This is a genomic window from Streptomyces sp. NRRL WC-3626 (assembly GCF_000718785.1).
Lineage (GTDB): Bacteria > Actinomycetota > Actinomycetes > Streptomycetales > Streptomycetaceae > Streptomyces > Streptomyces edwardsiae.
Window position 1 is genome coordinate 359,982 of record NZ_JOCA01000005.1, and the last position, 9,934, is coordinate 369,915.

The window sequence follows — 9,934 nt, forward strand, 5'->3', positions numbered from 1 at the left end:
CCGGAGGCAGCGCCCAGCGGATCCCCGCCTTCCGAGTCATGGAAGTCCCCCCGAGAAGCAGACCGGGGGCGCTCGGTGGCCGCTCACAGACTATGAGGAGTACGCGTGTCGCTCGACGCCGCTGTGAAGAAGCAGATCATCTCCGAGTTCGGTACCAAGGAGGGTGACACCGGCTCCCCCGAGGTCCAGGTCGCTCTGCTGTCGCGTCGGATCTCCGACCTGACCGAGCACCTCAAGAGCCACAAGCACGACCACCACTCCCGTCGTGGTCTGCTCATCCTGGTCGGTCAGCGCCGTCGGCTGCTGCAGTACCTCGCCAAGAAGGACATCCAGCGCTTCCGTGCGCTGGTCGACCGCCTCGGCATCCGCCGCGGTGCGGCGGGCGCCAAGTAAGACGCGGTGAAGGGAGCGGTTCCCTGCGGATCGGGGACCGCTCCCTTTGCTGTACGTGCGGACTGTCACCGCACCTTTGTAGTGTGGTAGCACAACGCAATAGGTACGAACGACGCACGAGGAGAAGCGCACCTCGCCGCCGCCGGTCCTCGGTAGTGGCCCCCGGGAGAGTCAGCCCCGGGAGCTTCGATCGAAGACCGGCCCGCACCAGTGGAGCGCTTCTCCGCCCCCGTCCCCCCGCCACACGGGCGAGGCGGGACGAAAGACGACAAGTAATGGAGAAAACGCTAGTGGAGAACGAGACCCACTACGCCGAGGCCGTCATCGACAACGGCTCCTTCGGCACCCGCACCATCCGCTTCGAGACGGGCCGCCTGGCCCGTCAGGCCGCCGGTTCCGCCGTGGCCTACCTGGACGACGACACCATGGTGCTGTCGGCCACCACCGCGTCCAAGAACCCCAAGGACCAGCTCGACTTCTTCCCGCTCACGGTGGACGTCGAGGAGCGGATGTACGCGGCCGGCAAGATCCCCGGCTCCTTCTTCCGCCGGGAGGGCCGTCCCTCCGAGGACGCGATCCTCACCTGCCGCCTCATCGACCGCCCGCTGCGCCCGTCCTTCAAGAAGGGCCTGCGCAACGAGATCCAGGTCGTCGCCACGATCATGGCGCTCAACCCCGACCACCTGTACGACGTCGTGGCGATCAACGCCGCCTCCGCGTCCACGCAGCTGGCCGGTCTGCCCTTCTCCGGCCCGATCGGCGGCGTCCGCGTCGCGCTGATCAACGGCCAGTGGGTGGCCTTCCCGACGCACTCCGAGCTCGAGGACGCCGTCTTCGACATGGTCGTCGCGGGCCGCACCCTGGAGGACGGCGACGTCGCGATCATGATGGTCGAGGCCGAGGCCACCGACAAGACCATCCAGCTGGTCAAGGGCGGCGCCGAGGCGCCGACCGAGGAGGTCGTCGCCGCCGGTCTGGAGGCCGCCAAGCCCTTCATCAAGGTGCTCTGCCGCGCCCAGGCCGACCTCGCCGCGAAGGCCGCCAAGCCCACCGGCGAGTTCCCGATCTTCCTGGACTACCAGGACGACGTCCTCGAGGCCCTCACCGGCGCCGTCAAGCCGGAGCTCGCCTCCGCGCTGACCATCGCCGGCAAGCAGGAGCGCGAGGCCGAGCTGGACCGCGTCAAGGCGCTCGCCGCCGAGAAGCTCCTGCCGGAGTTCGAGGGCCGCGAGAAGGAGATCTCCGCCGCGTACCGCTCGCTGACCAAGTCCCTGGTCCGTGAGCGTGTCATCAAGGAGAAGAAGCGCATCGACGGCCGCGGTGTCACCGACATCCGCACCCTGGCCGCCGAGGTCGAGGCCATCCCGCGCGTGCACGGCTCCGCGGTGTTCGAGCGTGGCGAGACCCAGATCCTGGGCGTCACCACCCTCAACATGCTCCGCATGGAGCAGCAGCTGGACACCCTCTCCCCGGTGACCCGCAAGCGCTACATGCACAACTACAACTTCCCGCCGTACTCCACCGGTGAGACCGGCCGCGTCGGCTCCCCGAAGCGCCGCGAGATCGGCCACGGCGCCCTCGCCGAGCGCGCCCTGGTCCCGGTCCTGCCGACCCGCGAGGAGTTCCCCTACGCGATCCGCCAGGTCTCCGAGGCGCTGAGCTCCAACGGCTCGACGTCGATGGGCTCGGTCTGCGCCTCCACCATGTCGCTGCTGAACGCCGGTGTGCCGCTGAAGGCCCCCGTCGCCGGTATCGCCATGGGCCTGATCTCCCAGGACATCGAAGGCGAGACGCACTACGTCACCCTCACCGACATCCTCGGTGCGGAGGACGCCTTCGGCGACATGGACTTCAAGGTCGCCGGCACCAAGGAGTTCGTGACCGCCCTCCAGCTCGACACCAAGCTGGACGGCATCCCTGCCTCCGTCCTGGCCGCGGCCCTCAAGCAGGCCCGCGACGCCCGCCTCCACATCCTCGACGTGATGATGGAAGCGATCGACACGCCGGACGAGATGTCCCCGAACGCCCCGCGGATCATCACCGTCAAGATCCCCGTGGACAAGATCGGTGAGGTCATCGGCCCCAAGGGCAAGATGATCAACCAGATCCAGGAGGACACCGGCGCCGACATCACGATCGAGGACGACGGCACCATCTACATCGGTGCCGCCCAGGGCTCGCAGGCCGAGGCCGCCCGCGCCACGATCAACAGCATCGCCAACCCGACCATGCCCGAGGTCGGCGAGCGCTACCTGGGTACGGTCGTGAAGACGACCACCTTCGGCGCGTTCGTCTCCCTGATGCCCGGCAAGGACGGTCTGCTGCACATCTCGCAGATCCGCAAGCTGGCCGGCGGCAAGCGCGTGGAGAACGTCGAGGACGTGCTCGGCGTGGGCCAGAAGGTCCAGGTCGAGATCGCCGAGATCGACTCCCGCGGCAAGCTCTCCCTCATCCCCGTGATCGAGGGCGAAGAGGGCGACGACAAGAAGGACGACGCCGAAAAGTGACGTCCCGTAGCGCCAAGGCGACGGCCCGCACCTCCTCGGAGGCGCGGGCCGTCGCCCGTACCCAAACCCTGATCAAGGGCGAGAACGGCATCGGTACGGTCCGCAGGACCACGCTCCCCGGCGGCCTGCGCATCGTCACCGAGACCCTGCCCTCGGTCCGCTCCGCGACCTTCGGCATCTGGGCCCACGTCGGTTCCCGCGACGAGACCCCGACGCTGAACGGCGCCACCCACTACCTCGAGCACCTGCTCTTCAAGGGCACCTCCCGCCGCTCCGCCCTGGACATCTCCTCGGCCATCGACGCCGTCGGCGGCGAGATGAACGCGTTCACGGCGAAGGAGTACACGTGCTACTACGCCCGTGTGCTCGACACCGACCTGCCGCTCGCCATCGACGTGGTCTGCGACATGCTCACCGGCTCGCTGATCCAGCAGGAGGACGTCGACGTCGAGCGCGGCGCCATCCTCGAAGAGATCGCGATGACCGAGGACGACCCCGGCGACTGCGTGCACGACCTGTTCGCGCACACCATGTTCGGCGACAACCCCCTCGGCCGCCCGGTCCTCGGCACGGTGGACACGGTCAACGCCCTCACCGCCGACCGCATCCGCCGCTTCTACAAGAAGCACTACGACCCGACCCACCTCGTGGTCGCCTGCGCCGGCAACGTCGACCACAACAAGGTCGTACGCCAGGTCCGCGCCGCCTTCGGGAAGGCCGGCGCCCTCGGGAACACCGGTGCCGAGCCCATCGCCCCGCGCGGCGGCCTGCGCACCCTGCGCACCGCCGGCCGGGTCGAGCTCATCGGCCGCAGGACGGAACAGGCGCACATCGTCCTCGGCATGCCGGGCCTGGCCCGCACCGACGAGCGGCGCTGGGCCCTCGGCGTGCTCAACACCGCCCTCGGCGGCGGCATGTCCTCCCGCCTCTTCCAGGAGGTCAGGGAGAAGCGTGGACTGGCCTACAGCGTGTACTCGTACACGTCCGGCTTCGCCGACTGCGGACTCTTCGGCGTGTACGCGGGCTGCAGGCCCGCCCAGGTGCACGACGTGCTGAAGATCTGCCGCGACGAACTCGACCGGGTCGCCGAGCACGGACTCCCCGACGACGAGATCGAGCGCGCCATCGGCCAGCTCCAGGGCTCCACCGTCCTCGGCCTCGAGGACACCGGCGCACTGATGAACCGTATCGGCAAGAGCGAACTGTGCTGGGGCGAGCAGATGTCGGTCGACGACATGCTGGCCCGGATAGCCTCGGTCACCCCGGACGACGTCCGCTCGGTCGCCCGTGACGTCCTGGCACGGCGGCCCTCCCTGTCGGTCATCGGCCCCCTCAAGGACAAGCAGGCGTCCCGGCTGCACGACGCCGTCGCCTGACCCACACCGGTAAGGAAGCAACGAACATGAGCAAGCTGCGCGTGGCGGTCCTCGGAGCCAGGGGACGGATCGGTTCCGAGGCGGTACGGGCCGTCGAGGCCGCCGACGACATGGAGCTGGTGGCCGCTCTCGGCCGGGGCGACAAGCTGGAGACCCTCGCCGAGACCGGCGCCCAGGTCGCCGTGGAGCTGACCACCCCCGCCTCGGTCATGGGCAACCTCGACTTCTGCGTACGCCACGGCATCCACGCCGTCGTCGGCACCACGGGCTGGACCGAGGACCGTCTCGCGCAGCTGACGGGCTGGCTCGGCCAGTCCCCGGAGACGGGCGTGCTCATCGCCCCGAACTTCTCCATCGGCGCCGTGCTCACCATGAAGTTCGCGCAGATCGCCGCCCCCTACTTCGAATCCGTCGAGGTCGTCGAGCTGCACCACCCCAACAAGGTGGACGCCCCCAGCGGCACCGCCACGCGCACCGCCCAGCTCATCGCGGAGGCCCGCCGTCAGGCAGGTACCGCCCCCGCCCCGGACGCGACGGCCACCGCCCTGGACGGTGCCCGCGGCGCGGACGTGGACGGTGTTCCCGTGCACGCGGTCCGGCTGCGCGGCCTCCTCGCCCACCAGGAGGTCCTGCTCGGCGCCGAGGGCGAGACGCTCACCGTCCGCCACGACTCCCTGCACCACAGCAGCTTCATGCCGGGCATCCTGCTCGGCGCCCGCCGCGTGGTGACCACTCCCGGCCTCACCTTCGGCCTGGAACACTTCCTCGACCTGAACTGAGCCCGAGCCGACCCTCATGCGCGCGAAGATCTCCTACGCCGTCACGGCAGCCGTCCTGGTCGTCTACTTCGTCCTGGCCGGCAGCCGCGGCGTGCTCCTCATCAAGGCCGGTACGCCCCTCACCGTCACCTTCGGCGTGGCGGTGCTGATCCTGCCGGTCATCGGTATCTGGTTCCTGTGGAAGAACACCGCGTTCGTCCGCGACGCGAACCGGCTCGCCGCCCTGCTCGACGCCGAGGGCGGCCTGCCCGTCGACGAGCTGGAGCGGCTGCCCAGCGGGCGGGTCGACCGCGACTCCGCCGACGCGGTATTCGCCCGCCGCAAGGCGGAGACGGAGGACGCCCCCGACGACTGGCGCAGCTGGTTCCGGCTGGCCGTCGCCTACCACGACGCCCGCGACACCCCCCGCGCCCGCAAGGCGATGCAGCGGGCGATCACCCTGCACAAAACCTCGCTCTGAGCGCCTGACGGAGACCCGCTCAGCTGCGCCCGTACTCGGCGGCCCACGCCTCCACGGTGTCGGCCGCCCGGTCGAAGGCCAGCTGGTCCCGCCCCAGGAAGTCCGCGTTGTGCGAGGTCAGCAGCGGCGGCACCGACTCCGCGGCACGTCCCCGCCGGGAGAGCAGCAGGGCCTGCCCCTGCACCGTGCGGGGCAGCCCCAGCCAGCGCACCGGCTGCTGCACCGTGCGCACGTTGACCACCTGGTCCCAGGACGCCGTACGCGTGCTCACGAAGGCCACCTGACGCAGCCCCCGGGCGCTCACCCACACCCCCATACGGAGCAACCGCAGCGCGCCGGCCACGACGAGCAGCGCGAGGGCGAAAACCGTCCCGGCCGACGTGACCGCCGCCGTCGCCGCGATGATCACCGCGGCGAACAGCACGAACGACGCGAGCAGCAGCAGGAGCGCCGCCGCCCCCACCCGCCACGGCCCGGGACGGTACGGGCGGCGCCAGCGGTCCCGGTCGTCGTACGGCAGGGCGACATCGTCCGCCGCGTCGAAAGCGCGGTCGGCCGTCAGGAAGGGCAGGGGCACGACGGGTCCTCACTCGATCCATGCGTCAGCAGTGCCCGGTGAGGCTATCGATCCGCGCCCCTGGTCACCACCCTCGGGGGTCCGGATGGAGCCGGGGCCACGCCCCGGACAGGCGCTAACGCCCCTCGGTCGCCTGTGACTGCTGTGTCCCCGGCCTCGAGGGGTCCGAGGACATCGCCGGCATTCCTATCACCAGCGAGCCCACCAGCCCGGCGACCAGGGTGAGCCCCAGCAGCCAGCGCCCGGCCAGCTGGCCGGCGGAGGCCCGCTCACGGGGCGGCGGGGTGACATTGCTGCGGAACCTGTCGGCCTCGGCGACAAAAGCGAACGGAACGGGTTCGCGCCGACCGGACATCAGGGCACGTCTCCTTCAAGATCGAACGAATCACTGTCACCAGCACAGACGAGCGACAGCCCCGGAAAGTGCCCGCTTTCACCGAATTCGCAGAAGTTCGCCGGCGTTCGCCGTTGTTCGCCGCCGTATGTCGTCCCACGGCATGGAACGCCCACCCGCGCGGCCCCACGGCAGCGCGACTCCCCCCGGCGAGTACAGCTGTACGGATCAGCAGACGGAAGTGTCCGTATTGCGGCATTTCCAGAAGTTCATCTAGCCTGATCGAACGGGCCCGGTACTGCCTGAACCCCCGAGCAGGCAGTACCGGGTCCCCCCTTTGCCCCACCTTGTCGCCTCCCCCGAGGGAAGACCCCGCCCTGAGCAACGAGTAGCGTGTAACCCATGGCTCCGACCTCCACTCCGCAGACCCCCTTCGGGCGGGTCCTCACCGCCATGGTCACGCCCTTCACGGCGGACGGCGCACTCGACCTCGACGGCGCCCAGCGGCTCGCCACCCACCTGGTGGACGCAGGCAACGACGGCCTGATCCTCAACGGAACCACCGGTGAGTCCCCCACCACCAGCGACGCGGAGAAAGCGGACCTCGTACGGGCGATCGTGGCGGCGGTCGGCGACCGCGCCCGCATCGTCGCCGGAGTCGGCACCAACGACACCCGTCACAGCATCGAGCTGGCCCGCGCGGCGGAGCGCGCCGGCGCACACGGCCTCCTGGTCGTCACGCCGTACTACAACAAGCCCCCGCAGGAGGGCCTCTACCGGCACTTCACGGCCGTCGCCGACGCCGCCGAACTGCCGGTGATGCTCTACGACATCCCCGGCCGCAGCGGCGTCCCGATCAGCACGGAGACGATCGTCCGCCTCGCCGAGCACCCGCGCATCGTCGCCAACAAGGACGCCAAGGGCGACCTCGGCCGCGCCGGCTGGGCCATCGCCCGCTCGGGCCTCGCCTGGTACTCCGGCGACGACATGCTGAACCTGCCCCTTCTCTCCATCGGAGCGGTCGGCTTCGTCTCGGTCGTCGGCCACCTCGTCACCCCCGAGCTGCGCGCCCTGGTCGAGGCGTACACCTCCGGAGACGTCCAGAAGGCCACCGAGATCCACCAGAAGCTGCTCCCCGTCTACACGGGCATGTTCCGCACCCAGGGCGTGATGACCACCAAGGCCGCGCTCGCCCTCAAGGGCCTGCCCGCCGGGCCGCTGCGCGCCCCCATGGCCGAGTGCACCCCGGAAGAGGTCGAGCAGCTCAAGATCGATCTTGCCGCCGGCGGGGTACAACTCCAGTAACCAGACTTCGCGCGACCGCTCGCGCAGACGGACTTCACAACTGAATAGACGGGCCACCGGTGCCCGTATCCCAGGACAACTGCTTCTGCACGAACGTCACGCGCGCCACGTGCCCACCGGTACGTGGCGCGCGTGTTTGAGGAGAGTCTTTTGAGTCATCCGCACCCTGAACTCGGACCGCCCCCGCCCCTTCCCGCGGGCGGCCTGCGCGTCACCCCGCTCGGCGGTCTCGGCGAGATCGGCCGCAACATGACGGTCTTCGAGTACGGAGGCCGACTGCTGATCGTCGACTGCGGCGTGCTCTTCCCCGAGGAGGAGCAGCCCGGGATCGACCTGATCCTGCCGGACTTCTCGTCCATCCGGGACCGCCTCGACGACATCGAGGGCATCGTCCTCACCCACGGCCACGAGGACCACATCGGCGGCGTCCCCTTCCTCCTGCGCGAGAAGCCGGACATCCCGCTGATCGGCTCCAAGCTCACCCTCGCCCTCATCGAGGCGAAGCTCCAGGAGCACCGCATCCGCCCGTACACCCTCCAGGTGGCCGAAGGACAGCGTGAGCGCATCGGCCCGTTCGACTGCGAGTTCATCGCGGTCAACCACTCGATCCCCGACGCGCTCGCCGTGGCCATCCGCACCCCCGCCGGCATGGCCGTCCACACGGGCGACTTCAAGATGGACCAGCTCCCGCTGGACAACCGCCTCACGGATCTGCACGCGTTCGCCAGGCTCAGCGAGGAAGGCATCGACCTTCTGCTCGCCGACTCCACGAACGCCGAGGTCCCGGGCTTCGTCCCGCCCGAGCGCGACATCTCCAATGTGCTGCGCCAGGTCTTCGGCGGCGCCCGCAAGCGGATCATCGTGGCCAGCTTCGCCAGCCATGTGCACCGCATCCAGCAGATCCTGGACGCGGCACACGAGTACGGCCGCCGGGTCGCCTTCGTCGGCCGTTCCATGGTCCGCAACATGGGCATCGCCCGGGACCTCGGCTACCTCAAGGTCCCGCCGGGTCTCGTCGTGGACGTCAAGACCCTCGACGATCTGCCGGACAGCGAAGTGGTCCTGGTCTGCACGGGCTCCCAGGGCGAGCCGATGGCCGCCCTGTCCCGCATGGCCAACCGCGACCACCAGATCCGCATCGTCGACGGCGACACGGTGATCCTGGCGTCGTCCCTCATCCCGGGCAACGAGAACGCGGTCTACCGCGTGATCAACGGCCTGACCCGCTGGGGCGCCGACGTCGTCCACAAGGGCAACGCCAAGGTGCACGTCTCGGGTCACGCCTCGGCCGGCGAGCTGCTGTACTTCTACAACATCTGCCGCCCCAAGAACCTGATGCCGGTCCACGGCGAATGGCGTCACCTGAGGGCCAACGCCGAGCTGGGCGCCCTGACCGGCGTGCCGCACGACCGGATCGTCATCGCCGAGGACGGCGTGGCCGTCGACCTCGTCGAGGGCAAGGCCAAGATCTCCGGCAAGGTCCAGGCGGGATACGTGTACGTCGACGGCCTCTCCGTCGGTGACGTCGGCGAGCCGGCGCTGAAGGACCGCAAGATCCTCGGCGACGAGGGCATCATCTCGGTCTTCGTGGTCATCGACTCGTCCACCGGCAAGATCACGGGCGGCCCGCATGTGCAGGCCCGCGGCTCCGGCATCGAGGACTCCGCCTTCGCGGAGGTCCTCCCGAAGATCACGGAAACCCTGGAGCGCTCGGCCCAGGACGGCGTCGTCGAACCCCACCAGATGCAGCAGCTCGTCCGCCGCACGCTGGGCAAGTGGGTCTCCGACACCTACCGGCGCCGGCCGATGATCCTGCCCGTCGTGGTCGAGGTCTGACGGCCCGTCGGGCCGCACCGTACGCGCGAACAAGGAGCGGGGCGCCTCGATTTGCATCGGGGCGCCTCGCTCCAGTACGTTTACAACTCCTCCGGAACGGGAACCCGACGACTTCGTGCGTCGGAACCATCGCCCGGAAGGGGGAGGGAAAACCGGCTCAGAATCTCTGATAAAGTCGGAACCGCCGGAAAGGGAAACGCGAAAGCGAGAACCTGGAAAGCACCGAGGAAATCGGATCGGAAAGATCTGATAGAGTCGAAAACGCAAAACCGAAGGGAAGCGCCCGGAGGAAAGCCCGAGAGGGTGAGTACAAAGGAAGCGTCCGTTCCTTGAGAACTCAACAGCGTGCCAAAAGTCAACGCCAGAT

9 protein-coding genes are annotated in these 9,934 nt (G+C 69.3%); 7 read left to right on the forward strand and 2 right to left on the reverse strand.

The window, feature by feature from the left end; all coding sequences use genetic code 11:
* Window positions 1-105 precede the first annotated feature (105 nt).
* From rpsO to IF28_RS0110635, 5 genes are all read left to right on the forward strand, one after another.
* Window positions 106-393 carry a 30S ribosomal protein S15 gene (gene rpsO, locus IF28_RS0110615; protein WP_030216899.1) on the forward strand — a complete coding sequence of 96 codons (288 nt, stop codon included), beginning with the start codon at window positions 106-108 and terminating at the stop codon, window positions 391-393.
* A 290-nt stretch (window positions 394-683) separates the two neighbouring features.
* On the forward strand, window positions 684-2,900 hold the full coding sequence (locus IF28_RS0110620; protein WP_030216902.1) for a polyribonucleotide nucleotidyltransferase: 2,217 nt from the start codon (window positions 684-686) through the stop codon (window positions 2,898-2,900).
* Window positions 2,897-4,276, forward strand: coding sequence for a M16 family metallopeptidase (locus IF28_RS0110625; RefSeq protein WP_030216920.1), 1,380 nt, complete (start codon window positions 2,897-2,899; stop codon window positions 4,274-4,276). The genes IF28_RS0110620 and IF28_RS0110625 overlap by 4 nt, the downstream gene beginning before the upstream one ends.
* 26 nt (window positions 4,277-4,302) lie before the next feature.
* Entirely contained in the window at window positions 4,303-5,055 is a 753-nt protein-coding gene (dapB, locus tag IF28_RS0110630) for a 4-hydroxy-tetrahydrodipicolinate reductase (RefSeq protein ID WP_030216923.1), read from the forward strand.
* Window positions 5,056-5,071: 16 nt separating this feature from the next.
* The gene (locus IF28_RS0110635; RefSeq protein WP_030216926.1) at window positions 5,072-5,515 is read left to right on the forward strand and encodes a hypothetical protein; all 444 of its coding nucleotides are present in this window, start codon (window positions 5,072-5,074) and stop codon (window positions 5,513-5,515) included.
* A 19-nt stretch (window positions 5,516-5,534) separates the two neighbouring features.
* On the opposite strand, the gene IF28_RS0110640 is transcribed toward IF28_RS0110635, so the two are convergent.
* Together IF28_RS0110640 and IF28_RS0110645 are read right to left on the reverse strand one after the other, a co-directional pair.
* Window positions 5,535-6,092 carry a hypothetical protein gene (locus IF28_RS0110640; protein ID WP_030216929.1) on the reverse strand — a complete coding sequence of 186 codons (558 nt, stop codon included), beginning with the start codon at window positions 6,090-6,092 and terminating at the stop codon, window positions 5,535-5,537.
* Between the two features lie 115 nt (window positions 6,093-6,207).
* Complete coding sequence (locus IF28_RS0110645) at window positions 6,208-6,447, reverse strand: hypothetical protein (RefSeq protein WP_030216931.1); 240 nt, start codon at window positions 6,445-6,447, stop codon at window positions 6,208-6,210.
* A 381-nt stretch (window positions 6,448-6,828) separates the two neighbouring features.
* Here IF28_RS0110645 and dapA point away from each other — a divergent pair, with 381 nt between their 5' ends.
* Both dapA and IF28_RS0110655 read left to right on the forward strand, forming a co-directional pair.
* The gene (dapA, locus tag IF28_RS0110650) at window positions 6,829-7,731 is read left to right on the forward strand and encodes a 4-hydroxy-tetrahydrodipicolinate synthase (RefSeq protein ID WP_030216932.1); all 903 of its coding nucleotides are present in this window, start codon (window positions 6,829-6,831) and stop codon (window positions 7,729-7,731) included.
* A gap of 150 nt (window positions 7,732-7,881) precedes the next feature.
* A complete protein-coding gene (locus IF28_RS0110655; protein ID WP_030216934.1) occupies window positions 7,882-9,567 on the forward strand; it encodes a ribonuclease J in 1,686 nt (561 codons plus the stop codon).
* The last annotated feature ends 367 nt before the right edge of the window (window positions 9,568-9,934 follow it).

Coding starts and splice junctions, on each gene's coding strand:
- dapB (WP_030216923.1), top strand. CDS start 4,303: ATGAGCAAGCTGCGCGTGGCGGTCCTCGGAGCCAGGGGACGGATCGGT.
- IF28_RS0110635 (WP_030216926.1), top strand. CDS start 5,072: ATGCGCGCGAAGATCTCCTACGCCGTCACGGCAGCCGTCCTGGTCGTC.
- IF28_RS0110645 (WP_030216931.1), bottom strand. CDS start 6,447: ATGTCCGGTCGGCGCGAACCCGTTCCGTTCGCTTTTGTCGCCGAGGCC.
- dapA (WP_030216932.1), top strand. CDS start 6,829: ATGGCTCCGACCTCCACTCCGCAGACCCCCTTCGGGCGGGTCCTCACC.